This is a genomic window from Bradyrhizobium sp. KB893862 SZCCT0404 (assembly GCF_018130885.1).
Lineage (GTDB): Bacteria > Pseudomonadota > Alphaproteobacteria > Rhizobiales > Xanthobacteraceae > Bradyrhizobium > Bradyrhizobium stylosanthis.
On the sequence record NZ_JAFCLT010000005.1, the window covers coordinates 104,866 to 124,317 of the forward strand.

A 19,452-nucleotide genomic window follows, 5' to 3' on the forward strand; every position below is an offset into this window, starting at 1 on the left:
TAGAATGTTTCCAGATCTGACCAGCTTCGCCCCCGTCCAGCGCATCGTCATCGACGATCGCTCGCGGCTGCCTGGCCGGTTCTTCGGACGCTTCGCGACCTCGGCAACGTCAGAGCTTACGCGCGCAGCCTAAAAGCTGCGCTGACGATTTTGTTGCCCGCGCGCAAGCCGCGCTCATCGCCTTCACACATTCTCCGGAGCTTAAGCTCATGTCCAAGCCGACCACATTGTACGACAAGATCTGGAACGACCACCTGGTGCACGAAGCCGAGGACGGCACCTGCCTGCTCTATATCGACCGTCATCTGGTGCACGAGGTGACCTCGCCGCAGGCGTTCGAAGGCCTGCGCGCCACGGGCCGCAAGGTCCACGCGCCCGAGAAGACGCTCGCCGTCGTCGACCACAACGTGCCGACCACCGACCGCACCAAGCCGAATCCCGACCCCGAGAGCATCGAGCAGATCAAGGCGCTGGCCGAGAACGCCAAGGAATTCGGCATCGAATATTACAACGAGTTCGACAAGCGCCAGGGCATCGTCCACGTCATCGGCCCCGAGCAGGGTTTTACGTTGCCCGGCACCACCATCGTCTGCGGTGACAGCCACACCTCGACGCACGGCGCGTTCGGCGCGCTCGCGCACGGCATCGGCACCTCCGAGGTCGAGCACGTTCTGGCGACGCAGACGCTGATCCAGAAGAAGGCCAAGAACATGCGCGTCACCGTCGACGGCAAATTGCCTGACGGCGTGACCGGCAAGGACATCATCCTGGCCATCATCGGCGAGATCGGCACCGCGGGCGGCACCGGCTACGTGCTGGAATACGCCGGCGATGCGATCCGCGCGCTCAGCATGGAAGGCCGCATGACGGTCTGCAACATGTCGATCGAAGGCGGCGCCCGCGCCGGCCTCGTCGCGCCCGACCAGAAGGCCTACGACTTCCTGCGCGACCGTCCGAAGTCGCCGAAGGGCGCGGCCTGGGACGCGGCGATGCGCTACTGGGAGAAGCTGCGCTCCGACGAAGGCGCGCATTTCGACCACGAGCTGCGCCTCGATGCTGCAAAGCTGCCGCCGATCGTGACCTGGGGCACCTCGCCCGAGGACGTGATCTCCGTGACCGGCATCGTGCCCGATCCCGACAAGATCGCGGACGAGGCCAAGCGCCTCTCCAAGCATCGGGCGCTGAAGTACATGGGCCTGACCGCGGGCACGAAGATCACCGACATCAAGCTCGACCGCGTCTTCATCGGCTCCTGCACCAACGGCCGCATCGAAGATTTGCGCGCGGCGGCGAAGATCGCGGAAGGCAAGACCGTTTCGGCGAGCGTCAACGCCATGGTGGTGCCGGGCTCCGGCATCGTGAAGGAGCAGGCGGAAGCCGAGGGTCTCGACAAGATCTTCATCAAGGCCGGCTTCGAATGGCGCGAGCCGGGCTGCTCGATGTGCCTTGCCATGAACCCGGACAAGCTGAAGCCGGAAGAGCGCTGCGCCTCGACCTCGAACCGCAATTTCGAGGGCCGCCAGGGCTTCAAGGGCCGCACGCATCTGGTGTCGCCGGCAATGGCCGCGGCCGCGGCGATCGCGGGCCACTTCGTCGACGTCCGGGACTGGCGCTAAGCTGCTCCCTGCAATTGTAGCGATCGCGGCAAACCGCCGTTAATCGCCGGCAACGACACTGCGTCCTCGCGACGGTTTCGCGAGGATGCCTCATGGCCAACAAGCCTGAATATGTCGATCTGATCAGCGAGGCGACGCGCCAGCACCGCCGGCGCGCGACACCGCTGCGCGTCGTTGCAAAGCCTGAGCCTGAGGAGACTTCGAAGCTCAGCCGCTGGCCGCCGGCCATATTCAAGCAGTGGAAGCTGGAGAACCTGACGCGGTGGAAGGCTTCGTCGTGGAAGCTGAAGGATTGGCTCTAGCAACTCTCTCTGTCATGCCCGGGCATAGCCGTCCGCAGGACGGCGTCGCTTCCGCTCGCCTATGTCCCGGGCATCCACGAACTTTTCAGCAAGCTCCAAAAACGTGAATGGCCGGGACAAGCCCGGCCATGACGAGTGCGGAGCTAGCAGCTCACATCACCAATAGTAGCGGTACGGATTGTGCCAGCGGTGCCAATGGTGCCAGCGGCAGATGCGGCGCGGGCCGTAATAGGTCCAGATGACCCGGCAGCGGCGCGGATAGTGATAGTAGGGATAGTAACCGCCGTAATAGCGCCGGTGGAAGTGGCGATAGCCGAAATGGGGGCGATAGCCCCAGTGGCGGTGATAGCCGCCGTAATGACGAAACCCGCCGTAACGAATGCCGCCGCCATGAAAGGCCGGCGCGGCGCGGAAACCGCCGCCATGAAAGCCGCCGCCGCGGAAGCCGCCGAAATGTGCTCCGCCACCGCGGAAGCCACCGCCGCCGTGAAAATGTCCGCCACCGCCATGCCCGCCGCCGCCGCCACCATGCCGGACCTGCGTGACGAGATCGTCGGTTGCTGCTTTCGTCGCGGGTGACGTTGCCGGATTGATCAAGGTGAGCGCTTCAGCGCGCTGCGCACTCCCGGCCGACAGCATCAGCGTCGCGGCCGCCGCAATCCCGAGCAAGCGCATCGGGCTTGCCCTGAGACCCAAACTCCTCAGCATGGACTTCTCCCTGAATTTGGACAGCGGCATTGTGGCGCAGCGTCGCGCGCCGCCTCTGTTCATTTGCAGTCGCTCCCGAGATTAAGTTACGGACAGCGACGTGAATGCCTCATGAATGAATGCGTTTCCGCCGCGACGTGGTGCCACAGGGAATTTCGAGATGACCGTCTATGCGATTGCGCAATTGAAGATGACTGACCGCGCGGCCTATGACCGCTATCAGGCGCGCTTCTTCGACGTGTTCAGGCAGCACAACGGGCGACTGCTCGCGGCCGACGAAAATCCGCGCGTGCTCGAGGGCGCATGGCCGCACGACAAGCTTGTCATGATGTCGTTTCCGGACGAGGCCTCGTTTCTCGCCTTCTCGAACTCGCCCGAATACGAAGACATCTCGCGCGATCGCAAGGCGGGCGCGCAGGCGACGGTGCTGCTGGTCAAGGGATTTGCGCCGGGCGGCTAGAGCGTCACCAGAACGGCCCGTAGCCGAACACGAAGGGCGTGGGCACGCCGTAGGGATAGGGACGGTAATAGACAGGCCGCGCGTAATAGCGGGGATCACGGCGCACGGCAGGCCGCACGACGACGTGGGCCCGCGGATGTCGCCGCGCATCGAAAACCGCGATGCCCGCCGACGCCTCGGGTATCGTCGCCCTGTGCGCAGCGGAGGCGCGAGGCAGGCCCGCGGCAAGCGCGACGGCAACGACGGCCAGTGCAATCCATCTCGCCATGACGACCCTCACGAGGCCTCCACGCTGCGCGTTGGCCTCGGGCGTCAGCCCCGGCGCCAGTAGCAGCTCATATGCGGCGTGATCACGGTGCCGCTGGGCCGGTGTTCCTGGACATAGGCGACATTGCATTCGCGCACAGCGTCAGGGCCGGGATTGTAGCGCGGATAGACGCCGTCAGGCGTGTAATAGGGTGTGACGCGCAAGCGCGCCGGAGGCCGCCTGCGCGGCGGGGGGACATCGTCGGGCAAGACCGCCTGGGCCAGCCGGATCTCGGGCCCGGCCGTCTGGGCTTTGGCCTCGGTGCCGACAAAAAAAGTCGAAAACAACCCCATGCACAGTAGAACCGGTACTGCTGTTCCCGCCCGCATCACATCACCACTGGCCTGAGCCATCCCCTTGATGCGCCGTACGCTCCTCGTTTTCGCGCGCGACGTCAACGCTCCTTCTTGGCGAGGTCTTATAAAGCGGGATGCATCGCTGCGGAACCCGCGGTAAGACAAAAGCCATGTGGACGGAATTGAAAGCGCCCTCGCTGGCCGAGATGGAAGCGATGGCCCATGACGTGTTCGAGCGCCTGCCGGCGGAATTTCGCGGCCTCTGCGAGGGCGTGATTCTCCGTGTCGACGACTTCCCCACCGAGGAAGTGCTGGACGAGATGGAATGCGAGAGCGAGTTCGACCTGCTCGGCCTGTTCCAGGGCGTCGGCCTGCCCCAGCAGAGTCTTGGCGACGTGGCGCGGCTGCCCAATATGGTCTGGCTCTACCGCCGGCCGATCCTGGATTATTGGGCCGAGCACGACGAAAGCCTCGGCCATATCGTCCGCCACGTCCTGATCCACGAGATCGGCCACCATTTCGGCCTCTCGGACGACGACATGGCCGCGATCGAGGCTCAGGCAGAACAGGACGCGGATTGATCAAGGCGTTGTGCAGAGAGAAGCATCGTCAGCCGATAGTCGGGCCAGCCCGCGAGAGACAGCGACACCTGCTGATAATGCAGCAGCCCCATCGTCGGATGGTTGAACGCACGCTCGCCGCCTTCGCGGGCCAGAACGCCCTGGGTGTCCCAGCATCGTTCGAAATCAGTGCTTCCCAGTCTCAGTTCCTCCACGAGACGGCGAATCTCGGGATCGTCGGAATAGGCGGTCACCGCAGCGCGGAACTCTGCCACGACGCGACGCGCACGGGAGGTCCAGTCGAGGATCAGGGTTTTGGCTTCAGGCCTGAGGAAGATGTAGCGCAGCAGATTTTTTTCGCCGTCTGCATCGAGCCATCCTGCAAACAGCAGCGACGCTTTCGCATTCCAGCGACGTGCGCGCCATGTGCGATCGAGGATGTAGGCGGGACCGTCGATCGCGTCGACGCAGGCCAGGATCTCCTCGGGTGGATCATCTCTGTGGCCCGGCCGCTCGGGATCGCGCTTGCCTGCGACTTCGAACAGATAGCTGCGCTCGGCCGGTGACAGGCGCAGTCCGCGGGCGAGGCGCGCAAGCGCGGGAGCAGAGACGGACACATCGCGCCCCTGCTCGATCCAGGTGTACCAGGTGACGCTCAATCCGCAGAGCTGAGCGACCTCCTCACGCCGGAGGCCGGGCGTGCGTCGTCGTGGTCCGGCGGCGAGGCCGAATTCTGCCGGCGACTGGCGCTCCCGGAGCGCCCGCAGGAATGCGCTGAGCGAGAGAGCCGGAGCGGGTGGAACCTGTCCCTTCATGGTGGTTCTTATACCAGCATAACTAGTCTTCTTAAACTGGTACCTTCAGCATGTTAGAGTCGGTCCGGAAAGGATGAGCAGACATGGGCAAGCAATTCGGCAGGATCGAACCCGAGCACCAAGCTTTCATCGAGCGGCAGAAGATGTTCTTCGTCGCGAGCGCCCCGCCAAAGGGACGCATCAACGTGTCCCCCAAGGGCCTATCGTCGTTCCGGGTCCTCGGAGACACCGATGTCGCCTACCTCGACTGCACGGGCAGCGGCAGCGAGACCCGCGCGCACCTGATGGCCTCGGACGACAGGCGGTTGACCATCATGTTCTGCGCTTTCGAAGGCCCGCCGATGATTTTGCGGCTCTATGGCCAGGGCCGATCGCTGATGCGTGGTACGCCGGAATACGCCGATCTCGTTCCGCAGTTCGAGGAGATTGCCGGCGCCCGCCAGATCGTACGCCTCTCGGTGGACCTCGTGCAGACCTCATGCGGCATGGGCGTGCCGCTGTTCGACTACAAGCAAGAGCGCGGCAGCCTCGTGCGCTACTGGGCGGCGCGGAGCGTCGACAATTTGCGAAAATACTGGGGCCTGAAGAACACCAAGAGCATCGACGGCCTGCCGACCGGCTTTGTCCCTGACAGCATGGCTCCGCAGGGCTGACAGATCAGGTCTGACAGACCAAGATTGCCGAATCCGGCCTAGGATTTACCTGCTAACCGGGCTAAACAGCCCTCCCTGACGACAAACCGGGAAGCCCAAGATGGACAAGTTCACCACGCTGGAAGGCGTCGCGGCGCCGCTGAAGATCATCAATGTCGACACCGACATGATCATTCCGAAGCAGTACCTCAAGACCATCAAGCGCACCGGCCTTGGCAAGGGGCTGTTCTCCGAGCAGCGCTACAAGGACGACGGCAGCGAGAACCCGGATTTCGTCCTCAACCAGCCCGCCTATCGCAACACGAAGGTGCTGGTCGCCGGCGACAATTTCGGTTGCGGCTCGAGCCGCGAGCACGCCCCCTGGGCGCTGCTCGACTTCGGCATCCGCTGCGTGATCTCGACCTCGTTCGGCGACATCTTCTACAACAACTGCTTCAAGAACGGCATTCTGCCGATCCGCGTCAGCCAGGAAGACCTCGACAAGCTGTTCGACGACGCCGAGCGCGGCGCCAACGCGACGCTGACCATCGACCTGCCGAACCAGGAGATCCGCGGCCCCGACGGCGGCAAGGTCAAGTTCGAGATCGACCCGTTCCGCAAGCACTGCCTGATCAACGGCCTCGACGACATCGGTCTCACGATGGAGAAGAAGGCCTCGATCGACACCTACGAGGACAAGCTCAAGCACGAACGCGCCTGGGCCTGATGTTCGACTTTCGTTAAAGCCCCGGCGTCGAAAGCGCCGGGGCTTTTTCTTTGCCCTGATTATCCGTAGAACTTTGCCTCATGCTGCCCGAGATCGTCACCTTCTGGCATGGCCCGATGGACGCACTGCGCCAGACCTGTCTGCGCTCGCAGATCGCTGCCGGCCACAAGGTCACCGTCTACAGCTTCGACACCATTCCCGGCCTTCCACCGGGCGTCGAGAATGCCGAGGCCGAGGCGATTCTGCCGCACGCGTTTTCCGAACGGTTGCGGCCGCCGCAGCCGGACGGCAGCTGGCGCGACTGGACCACGCTGCAGTTCAGCGACTTCTTCCGCATGAAGCTGATGGCGAAGGGGCTCGGCCTCTGGCTTGATGCCGACGTGCTGCTGCTCAAGCCCATCGAGATTGATCCGGCAAAACCCTATTTCGCCTGGGAGCGGCCGCGCCAGCTCGGCAATTCCGTGATCTATCTGCCGCCCGAGCACGGCATCGTCAGCGCCTTCGAAGAGCTGATGGAGCAGGAGGAGCTGACGCCGAACTGGCTCTCGGTCCGCCATCGCATCACCTTCATGATGCGCCGCCTGCGCGGCGGCTCGAACCGCCTGTCGGACATTCGCGTCGCGATCTATGGTCCGGCGGCCCTCACCGCGCTCGCGCGCCGCACTGGTGAACTGGAGAACGCATTGCCGAAGCAATCGTTCTACGCCGTGCATGCCGAGCCAAAACTGTTCTTCGATCCCTCGAGCTATCTCGGCCTCGTCACCAACCCCGAGATCATCGGCCTGCACATCTCGCCCAAGGGCCGCGGCCGCGAGAAGCCGATTCCCGGCAGCCTGTATGCGTGGGCTGCGGAGAGGTTTGCGTAACTCTGTCTGTTGCGCGGCGCTCTCGTGCCCCGGACGCAGCGCAGCACCCCCTTGGTGATGCGCTGCTGAGCCGGGGCCCAGCAAGCCGCACGATGGGTCCCGGCTCTGCGCAGCAGCTTTGCACGCTGCAGCGCGTCCGGGACACGAGAGCAGTAACCCCTTCCCAATTTGATCCAGCGCAACGCGCTCCTGCACCATTGTGCCTAGTCTGGCTTCAATTCCACGACCCCAACGGAGCCTCGCATGAGCACCGCAAGCAGGCCTTATCCCATCGTCCAGGACCTCATCGAGTCCTTTGCCAGCTGGCTCAAGCATCGCCGCGAGATGAACGAGATGCGGCAGCTCGATCGCGCCGATTTCGACCGGATCGCGAGCGATCTCAGGATCGCGCCCGACGATCTGCAGGAGCTGGTCCGTCACGGCAAGCATGCCGCGAGCGAGCTGCCGAAGATGCTGGAGCAGCTCGGCATCAGCACCGAAGCGCTCGGCCGCGCCCAGCCGCTGCTGTTGCGCGACATGGAGCGGGTCTGCTCGCTCTGCAACAACAAGGGCCAGTGCGACCGCGATCTCGCAGACGGCACCGCCGCGGAGAACTATCACGGCTATTGCGGCAACGCCGCGACGCTGGAGTCGCTCGACCGCGCCGAGCACGCGCAGCGCTGAGCGGCGCGACGCGGCTGCTGCGCGTCAGAAGTCGACCGACATCGACAGCCAGAGCGTCCGCGGCATGCCGCTGATGACGTAGCCGGTCGGATTGCCGATCCAGTAGCGCTTGTCGAACAGATTGGTGACGGATGCGCGGAATGTGGTCGGCCGCCCGGCCAGGCTGGTTGCATAGCGCGCACCGATGTCGAACGTCATCCACGCGGGAACGCTCTGAATGTTGTCGGTGCTGACATAGGCCCGGCTGGTGTAGATCGTGCGAACCGTCGCCGTCAGCCCGGGCAGGAATGGCGTATCCCACTCGACGCCGAGATTGCTCTGCCAGCCCGGCGCGCCGACCGCATGATTGCCGTCATTGAGGTGCCCTTCGGTCTTCGTGAGCCGCGCATCGAGATAGGTCACACCGCCCAGAACCCGGATACCAGGGCCGACCTCGCCGAACGTGTTGAGCTCGACGCCCCGGTTTCTCTGCTCGCCGTCGAGGCCGTAGATCTTGGTGACGGGGTCGACCACGCCGCTGGGCAGGCTGATCTGGAACGCCGCCAGGCTCGCGCCGAAACGGCCGAGATCGAGCTTGGTGCCGACCTCGTATTGCCTGGTCTTGAAAGGAGCGAACACGGCATTGGTGTTGGCCGCGCCGGCCGGCGGCGTAGGGCCGGGCGAAAGCCCTTCGATGTAACTGGCGTGGAATGACACTTCCTTGATCGGCCGCACCAGCAGGGCGATGGAAGGCGATGTCGCGCTCTGGTCGTAATGGGTGCTCTGCAGACCACTCGCGGGATCGAAGCTGTTCGCGATGACCTGCTGCTGCCTCGCACCGACGATCACCTGGAGCATCCCGTTCATCATCGAGAGCGTGTCGGCAACGCCGACGCTTCGCAGGCCGAGAGAGCCGGACTTGCCTTCGGCGAAGGACGACACTGGAGCGCCGGGGCGGGCGAGCAGCGTCGGCGTGTAGATGTTGGTGAGATAGTTTCCGTAATTGGTCTGGCCGAGCCAGTCCGTCCGGTCCAACACGCTGCCGCTGACGACGACCTCATGGCCGACTGGCCCTGTGTCGAACCGCGCCCGGACACCGGCCTCGCCGGAAACGGCCTCGGACTTGCCGGTTTGGAAGCGCGACGTCGAAAGCGCATCGCCCGAGGTCGTGAGGATCGTCGCGCCCGGCGCCTCCCGCTTGTCGTAACCGAACTGGTTGCCGCCGACGGCGCCGAACACGGTGACGTTGTTCGACAGGTCGTATTCGGCGCGCGTCAGGCCCGTGAGGCTCTTTGCGCGGGCATAGTCGAAGGGCTGGGCGAGATTGATGCGGGGATCGGGCGCATTCGGCACCGCAATGCCCTTGACCGGCGTGTAGCCACGCGCCGCAGCCTTCATCCAGTCGTCCTGATAGATGACGTCGGCCGACCACCGGAAGCGCTCGCCCCGGTAGTCGACGCCGAGCGAGCCAATGCCGTCGCGCACCGACTGACGATCGATCGTGGTGTCTCCACCGTCGAAGCCGCCATTGAACCGGACGCCCCATTGTTTCTGGTCGCCGTAACGGCGCGCCACGTCGACTTCCGTGCCGAAGCGGGCGTTCGACATGTAGCCGACCGTCAGACGCGTCAGGTCTTCGGAGGCGCGCTTGGTCACGACGTTGACACTGCCCCCGATGCTTCCCTGCGGAGCCATGCCATTGAGGAACGCCCCGGGGCCCTTGAGCAGTTCGATGCGCTCGATCGGCGCCGGGTTGACGCGATAGGCCGGCACGAGACCGTACAGCCCGTTCAATGCGATCTCGCTGTTCTCGACGCGAAAGCCGCGAATGGTCAGCGCATCATAACGGTTGCTGCTGCCGATGGCGGCGCGGACCGACGGATCGGAATTGGTCAGAACCTCTGCGACGCTGGTCGCTTGCTGGTCACGGATGGTCTTCTCCGTATAGCTGGTGAGGCTGTACGGCGTATCCATGTAGTCCTTGTTGCCGAGCAGGCCGAGCTGGCCGCCTCGCGCCACCTGTCCGCCGACATAGGGCACCGGCGATGCGGCGCGCTGCGCACCGACCGTCGCGGGCGAATTCGCAGGCGGCGCGCTCTGGCGCGCATCAGCCTGACGCCGCGCGCGCACTGAATTCGAAGATTGCTGCCGCCGCACGGGAACGGCGCGGCGCTCCGGCGCGGATACGGCAACCGGAGGCAGCGACTGCCCGGATCCGGCCGGCGGTTGAGCGTTGGATTGCTGGGCGAATGATGATGTCGTGGTCAGCAGCACCGATACGGACACGAGCCAAAATGCGCGCGTGCCATTCAAGTCGTAGATCATCGTACCCCGGCGTCTTTTCTTATTGATACCCCGTCTCATCGCGCCGATGAGACACAAGGTGCAATAAACAGCGGGACGGGTGCCGCCAAATAGAACGCATCTGAAATAGAGAGCATCTAATGTATTGGATGCGATCCCGGGGGCGAGGCGCAGACGCGAACGTCGTCGACTCATGTCGTGAGACCGCGCAGCTCGTTGATCAAGCGGTCGCGACGCACGCCGGCACGACGATGCCGGCCAGCAGCGCCGGCAGGATCACGCGTGAGACAGAATATTGATCAGTCGTCCGTAGGGATCGCGGACATAGAACCTGCGCACGCCCCATGGCTCTGTCGCAGGCCCGTACTCCAATGCGATGCCGGCGCGCTCCATTCGGCGCAGCGCCTCATCGAGATCATCGACCTCGATCGACAGATCGGGCACCGGCGTGCCTGAACCGCCTTCGCTGGCAACGCTGAGCTGGGGCGCCATGCTCGTCGACGCTGCGAATGTCGCGATCCAGCCCTGGTCCATGACGACCTCGAGGCCGAGGATGTCATGGTAGAACCGGCGCGCCAACGACACGTCGGCAGCCGCGACGTTCGTGACGATGCGTTTCACTTTCATGGCGCCGGCCCAGCTTGCTCGGCCCGTGGCTAGCCCTTGCTCATCGCCGCGATCGCGTCCGCGATCTCAATCGTACGCCGCGCCATGTCGGCGTGCAGGCGCTCCACCATGGCGCCATCGAGGCGGATCGCGCCGCGCGAGGCGTTCTCCGGCAGCTCGAATGCCGCGATGATCTTTCGCGCGCGGGCGACTTCCTCTTCGGGCGGCGTGAAGATCGCGTTGCAGGCCTCGATCTGCGAGGGATGGATCAGCGTCTTGCCGTCGAAGCCGAGGTCGCGGCCCTGCGCGCATTCGGTGGCGAAGCCATCGGGATTGGCGATGTCGCTGTAGGGGCCGTCGAGGATCTCGAGGCCGTGGGCGCGCGTCGCCAGGATGCAGTGGGTGATCATCGGGACCATCGCGGCGCGGCCGGGCATCATCCGGATGCGCGTCTCGCGCGAGATGTCGTTCGGGCCGAACACGAAGCCGGAGAGACGCGTCCTGGGATCGCGGCCGGCGGCGGCCAGCTCCTCCGCATGCAGCACGGCGCGCGCGGTCTCGATCATGGCCCAGACCTTCACCGTCGGCGCGGCGCCAAGCTCGGCGAGGCTGCGGCCAATCGCGTCGAGATCTTCGATGCTTGAAACTTTTGGAACCAGGATGCCGTCCGGCGATGCCTTGGCGGCCATCGCCACGTCGTCGGCCCACCAGGGTGTGTCGAGGCCGTTGGTGCGGATCAGGATCTCGCGCTTGCCGAACCCCTTGGCTGCGATCGCGGCGGCGATCCCGTCGCGCGCCGCCGCCTTGGCTTCGGGGGCGACGGAGTCTTCGAGATCGAGGATCAGGCCGTCGGCAGCGAGATTCCTGGCTTTTTCCAGCGCACGGGGATTGGAGCCGGGCATGAACAGATGGCTGCGGCGCGGGCGGGTCATGCGAATGGTCCTTCCGGTTTCCTCGTCTGTGTTCTGACCCGAGCCGATAGCACCCGGCGTGCCTATTCGAAAGGCTTGTTCGCCGGTCGGCTCTATGGTTAGGCATAGGCCATGATCACATTCCCGAAGTCCCTGTTGGAAGGCTACAACGCCTTCGCCACCAACCGGCTGCCGGCAGAGCAGAGCCGCTATCGCGAGCTGTCGGTCAAGGGCCAGTCGCCCGAGGTGATGGTGATCGGCTGTTGCGACAGCCGCGTCTCGCCCGAGGCGATCTTCGACGTCGGTCCGGGCGAATTGTTCGTCGTCCGCAACATCGCCAACCTCGTGCCGGTCTACCAGCCCGACGGCAACGCGCATGGCGTCTCGGCGGCGCTGGAATATTCCGTGACGGTGCTGAAGGTGAAGCACATCGTCATCCTCGGCCACGCGCAATGCGGCGGCATCCGCGCCTTCGTCGACAAGATCGAGCCGCTTACGCCCGGCGACTTCATCGGCAAATGGATGCAGATGTTCATCAAGCCGGGCGAAGTGGTCGAGCAGCGCGACCACGAGAGCATGGCGCAATTCGTCGAGCGCATCGAGAAGGCCGCGGTGTTCCGCAGCCTGGAAAACCTGATGACCTTCCCGTTCGTGCGCAAGGCCGTCGAGAGCGGCCAGATGCAGCTGCATGGCGCCTATTTCGGCGTCGCGGAAGGAACGCTGTTCGTGCTGGACAAGGCGAGCAAGGAATTCAAGAGCGCGCGGAGCGTGGTGTAAGCCTCTCGCCGCCTGGCTTGAATTCGTAGGGTGGGCAAAGGCGCGAAGCGCCGTGCCCACCATCTCTCCCGATTAGATGCAGGTGGTGGGCACGCTTCGCTTTGCCCACCCTACGGCAACCTGCCTTAGGCCGCCTTCTTCTTCGCGGTGATCAGCTTGCGGTTGATCAGGACTTCCGCGATCTGGATCGCGTTGAGGGCTGCGCCCTTGCGAAGGTTGTCGGACACGCACCACAGCTCGAGACCGTTCTCCACCGTCGCGTCCTCGCGGATGCGGCTGATGTAGGTCGCGTCCTCGCCGGCCGCCTCATACGGCGTGGCGTAGCCGCCGGGCTCATGCTTGTCGATGACGAGGCAGCCCGGCGCCGTACGCAGGATATTGCGCGCTTCGTCGGCGCTGATCGGATTCTCGAACTCGATGTTGACGGCTTCGGAGTGGCCGACGAACACCGGCACGCGCACGCAGGTCGCGGAGAGCTTGATCTTGGGATCAAGAATCTTCTTGGTCTCCGCCATCATCTTCCACTCTTCCTTGGTGTAGCCGTCCTCCATGAAGACGTCGATCTGGGGAATGACGTTGAAGGCGATGCGCGCGGGAAACTTCTTATTGACGATCTCGCTGTTGGTGTAGACGGCCTTGGTCTGCGAGAACAATTCGTCCATCGCATCCTTGCCGGCGCCCGACACCGACTGATAGGTCGCAACGACGACGCGCTTGATGGTCGCCTTGTCGTGCAGCGGCTTGAGCGCGACCACGAGCTGCGCGGTGGAGCAGTTCGGGTTGGCGATGATGTTCTTCTTCTTGAAGCCTTCGGTCGCGGCCGCGTTCACCTCGGGCACGATCAGCGGCACGTCCGGGTCCATGCGCCAGGCCGAGGAATTGTCGATCACGACCGCGCCGGCGGCGCCGATCTGCGGCGACCATTCCTTCGACACCGAGCCGCCGGCCGACATCAGGCAGATGTCGACGTCGGAGAAGTCGTAATGCTCCAGCGCCTTGCACTTCAGGGTACGATCGCCATAGGAGACCTCGACGCCGACGCTGCGGCGCGACGCCAGGGCCACGACCTCGTCCGCGGGGAATTTGCGCTCATCCAGGATGTTGAGCATTTCCCGTCCGACATTGCCGGTCGCGCCGACGACTGCGACTTTGTAACCCATCGTTCACTCTCCGACGAAAAAGCCCGTTCCTGAAGCTGACGCTTAAACAGGAAGAGCAGCGCTTCTATGCGAGAACCGGCCTCAAGACAACGTTGGACCATGCCTGAAGGCCGTGGATGCAGTCGCCTGAGGCCAGGACGGCCGTTAGCCCTACCCAGATCCATCTGACGCTCGCAGCCTTCGCCGACGAGGTGGTCGGCACGGTGGCGCGTCTGTTTGCCTATGTGGGGGCGCTGGTCCTGTTTGCCATCCTGGCCCTGGCGGGCCTCGGCCAGCTCCCCGAGCTGCGCGACGACGAGCCGGCTGCGAAGCCGGGCTGGGGGGTGGCCGACCGCTCGCATCCGGCCTTCGCCCTCAGTCGGCTGGATTCATCCGATAAAACAGTCTCTTACACCATCTTCAGGCATCCGGAAGGCGGCCGGAAGGACGTCATGCGCTGGACCGGCGAGACCGACAAGCCCGTGGCACAGCTCGAGATCTACCGCGAGGGCGGCGAATTCGACGTCGCCCGCCCGGCGACCGCCGACCTCGCCGTCCAGATGGGACTCGGCCCGACCACGCTGCTGGAGCAGGCCGGCCTGATCGACACCAAATTCGGTCCCGTCGCCCTGTTCCGGCCGGCCGGCACGGCCAAGGGCAGCTGCCTCGCCTACCTCAAGCGCAGCGAGGAGCCGGCGCTGCAGATCTCCGGCTTCTCCTGCCAGGGCGATACGCTGCCGGCCCAGCGCGCGGCCGTCGCCTGCACGCTGAACCGGCTGACGCTGCTGACCTCCGGCAACGAGCCGAAGCTGGCGGAATTGTTCGCCCGTGCCGAGCTGAGGCGCCGCGGCTGCGACGCCCAGGGTTCGCCGGACTGGCTGCTCGGCGCCGCCAACGCGCAATTGCGCGGAGCGCTTTGAGGCACATCAAGCTCAAGTGGCTGGTTTGCATGCAACTTTTGCCGATGCGCCCGATTATTCCGGGCTGGTGTGACCCAATAGACCTAGTTGCGGCCACCCCGGCCGCGCTAGTATGGGGCGAAATCGACTGGCGGCGCGCCGCCTGAAGGGGACGTGATGAGCTCGAATTTTTCTGCCGCGAACAAACTGGCGACCTGGCTTGCAGCGGGCGCCGTGGTTGCGATGGCCTTCGCGACGCCGGCTGCGGCCGACACCAAGACCAAGCGCTATGACGAGCGCGGCCGGGTTTACTACGGTCCGAGCGGCCCCAACGCGGTGTATCAGCAGGGCCGTACCCGCATCTATGTGAGCAAGCGCTCCTGGCTCGACGGCGGCACCGAGGTCAATCCGGGCGACCGCAAGTTCACCGACTACGCCTTCCCGCCGGCCGTGGGCTATCCCTCCTTCGCCCGCGAGAACCTCAACCGCCCGATCGATCGCCAGCCGCTCTCGACGCCGGCCGACATCGGCGGCTATCCGCAGAATTTCCCGCTGTACTGAGCAGGCACGACGACCGAATCAAAAGGCCGGGCTCACGCCCGGCCTTTTTCGTTGGTGCCGTAGCGTGGGTTACGCGCAGCGACAGCGCTTTCGCGCAGTCGCAGGGCTAACCCACCCTACGCATTCGCCGCCGGATCATAGCGCCGGCAAAACTCCTCGATCGCCTCGGAGCGGAAATCGGCGAGACGCTCGAAGATCAGCTCGTCCGGCCAATCCCACCAGGCGATGCGGCGCAGGCTGGCCGCGACGGCGTCATCGAAACGCTTGCGGATGGCGCGCGCGGGGACGCCGCCGACGATCGTATAGGGCGCGACATCGCGGCTGACGACGGCACCGGCGGCGATCACCGCGCCGTCGCCGACATTCACGCCCGGCAGCAGGATCGCGGCGTGGCCGATCCAGACGTCATTGCCGACGATGACGCGATCGCCGCGGCGGTCCGCGAAGAAGTCGCGGTCGCGGCTCGCGGCCGCCTCGTAATATTCGGGGACGTAGGTGAAGCGATGCTGCGATGCGCGGCCCATCGGATGATTGGGCGCGCCGATCCGGACCGAATTGGCGATCGCCGTGAACTTGCCGATGGCCGCGTCGGCGACCTCGCAATTCTCGCCGAGATAGGAGTAGTCGCCGAGCGAGGCATATTCGATGCGGGTGTTGGCGAGGATCTCGCAACGCCGCCCGATCTGCGCCTCGCGCCGGCGCACCGTCTCATGGATGAATGTTTCCGCTATTTTTGGGCGGGGCGAATCCATGAGGCGGCTCCGAGAACAGGTGCGTAGGGTGGGTTAGCCGAAGGCGTAACCCACCACTGTTTGCCTCCGCGGCAACAAAAGAGGTGGGTTACGCCGAGCAGATGCGCTTTGCGCATCTGCTCGGCTAACCCACCCTACGAATGCGATGCTCGCCTTACGCGTGCAGCTTCTGCAATTCCTTCAGGATCGCCTCGCCCATCTGCGTGGTCGAGGCGGCTGTGGTGCCTTCCGATTTGATGTCGGCGGTGCGCAGGCCGCTGGCGAGCACCGCGGCGATCGCGGCGTCGACCTTGTCGGCGAGATCGCCCATGTCGAAGGAATAGCGCAGCGCCATGCCGAACGACGAGATCATCGCGATCGGATTGGCGAGGCCCTTGCCGGCGATGTCGGGCGCCGAGCCGTGCACGGGCTCGTACAGCGCCTTGCGCTTCTTGCTCTTGACGTCGACTTCGCCGAGCGAGGCCGAGGGCAGCATGCCGAGCGAGCCGGTCAGCATCGCCGCGATGTCGGACAGCATGTCGCCGAACAGATTGTCGGTGACGATGACGTCGAACTGCTTCGGCCACTTCACCAGCATCATGCCGCCGGAGTCGGCAAGCTGATGCTCGAGCGTGACGTCGGGGTATTCGCGCTTGTGGACCTGGATCATGACCTCGTTCCAGAGCACGCCCGACTTCATGACGTTGCGCTTCTCCATCGACGTCACCTTGTTCTTGCGCTTCCGGGCAAGCTCGAAGGCGACGCGGCCGATGCGCTCGATCTCATAGGTGTCGTAGACCTGGGTATCGATGGCGCGCTTCTGACCGTTGCCGAGATCGGTGATGGTCTTGGGCTCGCCGAAATAAACGCCGCCGGTGAGCTCGCGCACGATGACGATGTCGAGGCCCTCGATCGCATCGCGCTTCAGGCTCGAGGCGTCCGCCAGCGCCGGGTAGCACACCGCGGGACGCAGGTTGGCGAACAGCGCCAGATCCTTGCGCAGGCGCAGCAGGCCGGCTTCGGGGCGAACCTCGTAAGGAACGGCATCCCACTTCGGGCCGCCGACCGCGCCGAAGATGATGGCATCGGCGGCCAGCGCCTTGGCCATGTCGCCCTCGGAGATCGACACCTTGTGGGCGTCATAGGCGGAGCCGCCGACGAGGCCGGTGTCGGTCTCGAACTTGGCGATCCCGGCCGAATTGAGCCAGTCGATCAGCCGCTTCACCTCGCCCATCACCTCGGGGCCGATACCGTCGCCGGGGAGCAGCAGCAATTTGTGGGTCGCCATGATCGTTCTTCCTCCGTTTCGTCATGGTCGGGCATGACGGCATCTCGTGAATTTCGGCCGGAGTGCTAGAGCGGCGTTGCGCGCTTGGCAAGACACCATTGCCGCGCTGCGGCTGTGCAAGGCGGGTGGGGCCTGCCACAGTGCGTGGGCCGGAGTAGCCCTTGCACGCGCCTGATCGCCCCCTGCCCGACGCGCACCCCGCGCGGCTGATCCTGACCTTGTCGCTGGCGGCGACGGTCGGGCTCGGCATCGGCCGCTTTGCCTATGCCCTGGTGCTGCCCGACATGCGGGAGGACCTCGGCTGGTCCTACTCGGCGGCCGGTTTCATGAACACGATCAACGCCGTCGGCTATCTCGCGGGCGCGCTGGTGGCATCCCGGCTGATCCAGCGGGTCGGCTGGGCGGCGGCGATCCGAATGGGAACCCTGGCCTGCGTCGCCGCGCTCGCCACCTGCGCGCTGACCGGGAATTTCGTCGCGCTGAGCCTCGCGCGCCTCGTGCTGGGCCTCGGGGCCGCGGCCGGCTTCGTCGCCGGCGGCGCGCTGGCCGCGGGGATCGCGCAGTCGCGCCCCGAACGGGCCAATTTCCTGCTCAGCCTGTTCTATGCCGGGCCCGGCATCGGCATCCTCGCCTCCGGGCTGATCGCGCCGTTCACGCTGCAACATTTCGGGCCGGGCTCGTGGTGGATGGTGTGGTGGGCGCTGACGCTGCTGTCGGCCGCGATGACGATCCCGCTGTTCCTGATCCGCATCGAGAGCCGGGCGCGCTTCTCGGAAGGCAGCCACGCCGCCTTCGCGCTTCCGCCCGTGCTGATCTACCTCGCGGGCTACTTCCTGTTCGGTGCCGGCTACATCGCCTACATGACCTTCATGATCGCCTATGTGCGCGACGGCGGCGGCGGAGCCGCGGCGCAGGCGGCGTTCTGGAGCCTGATCGGTCTATCCGCCTTCGTGACGCCCTGGGTCTGGCGCGGCGTGCTGGCGCTCGACCGCGGCGGGCTCGCCACCGCGATCATCCTCGGCACCAACGCGTTAGGAGCGGCCCTGCCGATGCTCGGCCATTCGCCGGCCTGGCTCGCGGTCTCGGCCATCGTGTTCGGTGTCGCCTTCTTCGCCGTGGTCGGCTCGACCACCGCCTTCGTGCGCTTCAATTATCCGCCGGAGGTGTGGCCGACCGCGATCGCGGCCATGACGATCTCGTTCGGCGTCGGCCAGACGCTCGGGCCGATCGTGGTCGGCGCGATCACCGATGCGCTGGGGAGCCTGAGCTACGCGCTCAATGTGTCGGCGGCGTTGCTGGCGCTGGGGGCGGTGGCGGCGCTGTGTCAGCGGAAGGTGGGGCCGGCGAAATAGCCAAATAATCGGTGTCGTCCCGGCGAAGGCCGGGACCCATACCGCGTGATCCATCAATTGCGGCAGGTAGAAGTACCGAACTGAGAGTCTTCGCCAAACTACTCCCTGGGGTTATGGGTCCCGGCCTTCGCCGGGACGACGATGAGGTTAGCTCCGCGGAGCTAGCTCCCGCTGAACGAATTGTAGCCCTGGTCTTCCCAATAGCCGCCCTTGTACTCGTTGGTGACTTCCATCGAGACCACGTATTTCGGGTTCTTGAAGCCGAGCTTGGTCGGCACGCGGATCTTCATCGGGAAGCCGTAGGCGCGCGGCAGGATTTCGTTGCCGTATTTGAACGTCATCTGGGTCTGCGGATGCAGCGCGCTGCGCATGTCGAGCGGCGAGTTGTAGCCGTCCTTGTCGGCGCACTGGAACCAGACGTATTTCGCGCGGGTGTCGGCGCCGATCAGCTTGAGGAAATCCCGCAAGGGCGTGCCGGTCCAGCTGCCGATCGCGCTCCAGCCCTCGACGCAGATGTGCCGGGTGATCTGGTTGACCTGCGGCAGCTTGTAGAGCTCGTCCAGCGTCCAGGACTTCTTGTTGTCGACGAGGCCGCGCACCTCGAGCTTCCAGTCCGCAGCCGCGATGTCGGGCGCGTCGTCGAGATCGTAATAGGCATTGAACGGGAACGGCTTTGTAATCGCGCTCTCCGGGAAGGTCGGCGCCAGCGCATCGGGATTGAAGATGAAGGCCTGCACCGCATCGTTGAACTTCGAGACCTGCGCCAGCAGCGTATCGGCCGAGGACGAGTCCACGACGTCGCAGCCGGTCAGCAGCGTCAGTGCACCCAGGCTGGCGCCGCCGGCGATGAAGCGGCGGCGGGTGAAATCCGGCATCGTCTTGATGGCGTCCTTGATCAGCAGCCGCTTGTCGACGCCGGGGATCAGGAATGAACGCTTGGCCATGGCTTGCTC

Annotated in this window: 23 protein-coding genes; 12 read left to right on the plus strand and 11 right to left on the minus strand. The window is 65.1% G+C overall.

Features of this window, described 5'->3' with window-relative positions; genetic code table 11:
- Positions 1-209 precede the first annotated feature (209 nt).
- Both leuC and JQ617_RS21080 read left to right on the plus strand, forming a co-directional pair.
- Positions 210-1,616, plus strand: a complete 1,407-nt coding sequence (leuC, locus tag JQ617_RS21075) for a 3-isopropylmalate dehydratase large subunit (protein ID WP_145657884.1) — start codon at positions 210-212, stop codon at positions 1,614-1,616.
- Positions 1,617-1,708: 92 nt separating this feature from the next.
- Positions 1,709-1,918, plus strand: a complete 210-nt coding sequence (locus JQ617_RS21080; protein WP_212027971.1) for a hypothetical protein — start codon at positions 1,709-1,711, stop codon at positions 1,916-1,918.
- 156 nt (positions 1,919-2,074) lie between these two features.
- Here JQ617_RS21080 and JQ617_RS21085 read toward each other — a convergent pair whose 3' ends face one another.
- Positions 2,075-2,626, minus strand: coding sequence for a hypothetical protein (locus JQ617_RS21085; RefSeq protein WP_212027972.1), 552 nt, complete (start codon positions 2,624-2,626; stop codon positions 2,075-2,077).
- A gap of 160 nt (positions 2,627-2,786) precedes the next feature.
- On the opposite strand from JQ617_RS21085, the gene JQ617_RS21090 reads away from it, so the two are divergent.
- Positions 2,787-3,086, plus strand: coding sequence for a DUF1330 domain-containing protein (locus JQ617_RS21090; protein WP_212027973.1), 300 nt, complete (start codon positions 2,787-2,789; stop codon positions 3,084-3,086).
- 4 nt (positions 3,087-3,090) lie between these two features.
- On the opposite strand, the gene JQ617_RS21095 is transcribed toward JQ617_RS21090, so the two are convergent.
- Together JQ617_RS21095 and JQ617_RS21100 are read right to left on the minus strand one after the other, a co-directional pair.
- The gene (locus tag JQ617_RS21095; RefSeq protein ID WP_212027974.1) at positions 3,091-3,354 is read right to left on the minus strand and encodes a hypothetical protein; all 264 of its coding nucleotides are present in this window, start codon (positions 3,352-3,354) and stop codon (positions 3,091-3,093) included.
- A 44-nt stretch (positions 3,355-3,398) separates the two neighbouring features.
- The gene (locus JQ617_RS21100) at positions 3,399-3,686 is read right to left on the minus strand and encodes a hypothetical protein (RefSeq protein WP_212027975.1); all 288 of its coding nucleotides are present in this window, start codon (positions 3,684-3,686) and stop codon (positions 3,399-3,401) included.
- Positions 3,687-3,859: 173 nt separating this feature from the next.
- On the opposite strand from JQ617_RS21100, the gene JQ617_RS21105 reads away from it, so the two are divergent.
- Positions 3,860-4,270: a metallopeptidase family protein gene (locus tag JQ617_RS21105; protein WP_212027976.1), complete on the plus strand. Its 411-nt coding sequence runs from the start codon at positions 3,860-3,862 to the stop codon at positions 4,268-4,270.
- On the opposite strand, the gene JQ617_RS21110 is transcribed toward JQ617_RS21105, so the two are convergent.
- Positions 4,246-5,064: a helix-turn-helix transcriptional regulator gene (locus JQ617_RS21110; protein WP_212027977.1), complete on the minus strand. Its 819-nt coding sequence runs from the start codon at positions 5,062-5,064 to the stop codon at positions 4,246-4,248. The two genes, JQ617_RS21105 and JQ617_RS21110, sit on opposite strands and share 25 nt — an antisense overlap.
- Before the next feature lie 83 nt (positions 5,065-5,147).
- On the opposite strand from JQ617_RS21110, the gene JQ617_RS21115 reads away from it, so the two are divergent.
- The 4 genes from JQ617_RS21115 (at position 5,148) to JQ617_RS21130 (ending at position 7,952) form a co-directional block, all read left to right on the plus strand.
- On the plus strand, positions 5,148-5,717 hold the full coding sequence (locus JQ617_RS21115; RefSeq protein WP_212027978.1) for a pyridoxamine 5'-phosphate oxidase family protein: 570 nt from the start codon (positions 5,148-5,150) through the stop codon (positions 5,715-5,717).
- Positions 5,718-5,817: 100 nt separating this feature from the next.
- On the plus strand, positions 5,818-6,423 hold the full coding sequence (leuD, locus tag JQ617_RS21120; protein ID WP_063685094.1) for a 3-isopropylmalate dehydratase small subunit: 606 nt from the start codon (positions 5,818-5,820) through the stop codon (positions 6,421-6,423).
- An 80-nt stretch (positions 6,424-6,503) separates the two neighbouring features.
- On the plus strand, positions 6,504-7,289 hold the full coding sequence (locus JQ617_RS21125) for a hypothetical protein (protein WP_212027979.1): 786 nt from the start codon (positions 6,504-6,506) through the stop codon (positions 7,287-7,289).
- Between the two features lie 243 nt (positions 7,290-7,532).
- A complete protein-coding gene (locus JQ617_RS21130; protein ID WP_212027980.1) occupies positions 7,533-7,952 on the plus strand; it encodes a hypothetical protein in 420 nt (139 codons plus the stop codon).
- A gap of 24 nt (positions 7,953-7,976) precedes the next feature.
- On the opposite strand, the gene JQ617_RS21135 is transcribed toward JQ617_RS21130, so the two are convergent.
- The 3 genes from JQ617_RS21135 to JQ617_RS21145 form a co-directional block, all read right to left on the minus strand.
- The gene (locus JQ617_RS21135) at positions 7,977-10,217 is read right to left on the minus strand and encodes a TonB-dependent receptor (RefSeq protein ID WP_212027981.1); all 2,241 of its coding nucleotides are present in this window, start codon (positions 10,215-10,217) and stop codon (positions 7,977-7,979) included.
- A 294-nt stretch (positions 10,218-10,511) separates the two neighbouring features.
- On the minus strand, positions 10,512-10,862 hold the full coding sequence (locus JQ617_RS21140) for a VOC family protein (protein WP_212027982.1): 351 nt from the start codon (positions 10,860-10,862) through the stop codon (positions 10,512-10,514).
- 29 nt (positions 10,863-10,891) lie between these two features.
- Entirely contained in the window at positions 10,892-11,773 is an 882-nt protein-coding gene (locus JQ617_RS21145; protein WP_212027983.1) for an HpcH/HpaI aldolase/citrate lyase family protein, read from the minus strand.
- Positions 11,774-11,884: 111 nt separating this feature from the next.
- On the opposite strand from JQ617_RS21145, the gene JQ617_RS21150 reads away from it, so the two are divergent.
- Entirely contained in the window at positions 11,885-12,529 is a 645-nt protein-coding gene (locus JQ617_RS21150; protein WP_063685101.1) for a carbonic anhydrase, read from the plus strand.
- 125 nt (positions 12,530-12,654) lie between these two features.
- Here JQ617_RS21150 and JQ617_RS21155 read toward each other — a convergent pair whose 3' ends face one another.
- The gene (locus JQ617_RS21155; RefSeq protein WP_063685103.1) at positions 12,655-13,689 is read right to left on the minus strand and encodes an aspartate-semialdehyde dehydrogenase; all 1,035 of its coding nucleotides are present in this window, start codon (positions 13,687-13,689) and stop codon (positions 12,655-12,657) included.
- A gap of 116 nt (positions 13,690-13,805) precedes the next feature.
- Here JQ617_RS21155 and JQ617_RS21160 point away from each other — a divergent pair, with 116 nt between their 5' ends.
- Complete coding sequence (locus JQ617_RS21160) at positions 13,806-14,588, plus strand: hypothetical protein (RefSeq protein WP_212027984.1); 783 nt, start codon at positions 13,806-13,808, stop codon at positions 14,586-14,588.
- Between the two features lie 156 nt (positions 14,589-14,744).
- The gene (locus tag JQ617_RS21165) at positions 14,745-15,128 is read left to right on the plus strand and encodes a hypothetical protein (RefSeq protein ID WP_063685107.1); all 384 of its coding nucleotides are present in this window, start codon (positions 14,745-14,747) and stop codon (positions 15,126-15,128) included.
- A gap of 116 nt (positions 15,129-15,244) precedes the next feature.
- On the opposite strand, the gene JQ617_RS21170 is transcribed toward JQ617_RS21165, so the two are convergent.
- Together JQ617_RS21170 and leuB are read right to left on the minus strand one after the other, a co-directional pair.
- Positions 15,245-15,880: a DapH/DapD/GlmU-related protein gene (locus JQ617_RS21170; RefSeq protein WP_212027985.1), complete on the minus strand. Its 636-nt coding sequence runs from the start codon at positions 15,878-15,880 to the stop codon at positions 15,245-15,247.
- 154 nt (positions 15,881-16,034) lie between these two features.
- A complete protein-coding gene (gene leuB / locus JQ617_RS21175) occupies positions 16,035-17,147 on the minus strand; it encodes a 3-isopropylmalate dehydrogenase (RefSeq protein ID WP_212027986.1) in 1,113 nt (370 codons plus the stop codon).
- A gap of 161 nt (positions 17,148-17,308) precedes the next feature.
- Between leuB and JQ617_RS21180 the strand changes: the two genes are divergently transcribed.
- Complete coding sequence (locus tag JQ617_RS21180) at positions 17,309-18,499, plus strand: YbfB/YjiJ family MFS transporter (protein WP_212027987.1); 1,191 nt, start codon at positions 17,309-17,311, stop codon at positions 18,497-18,499.
- Positions 18,500-18,660: 161 nt separating this feature from the next.
- Here JQ617_RS21180 and JQ617_RS21185 read toward each other — a convergent pair whose 3' ends face one another.
- Positions 18,661-19,443 (minus strand): molybdopterin-dependent oxidoreductase, encoded by a 783-nt coding sequence (locus JQ617_RS21185; RefSeq protein ID WP_212027988.1) that lies wholly within the window; start codon positions 19,441-19,443, stop codon positions 18,661-18,663.
- Positions 19,444-19,452 lie beyond the last annotated feature (9 nt).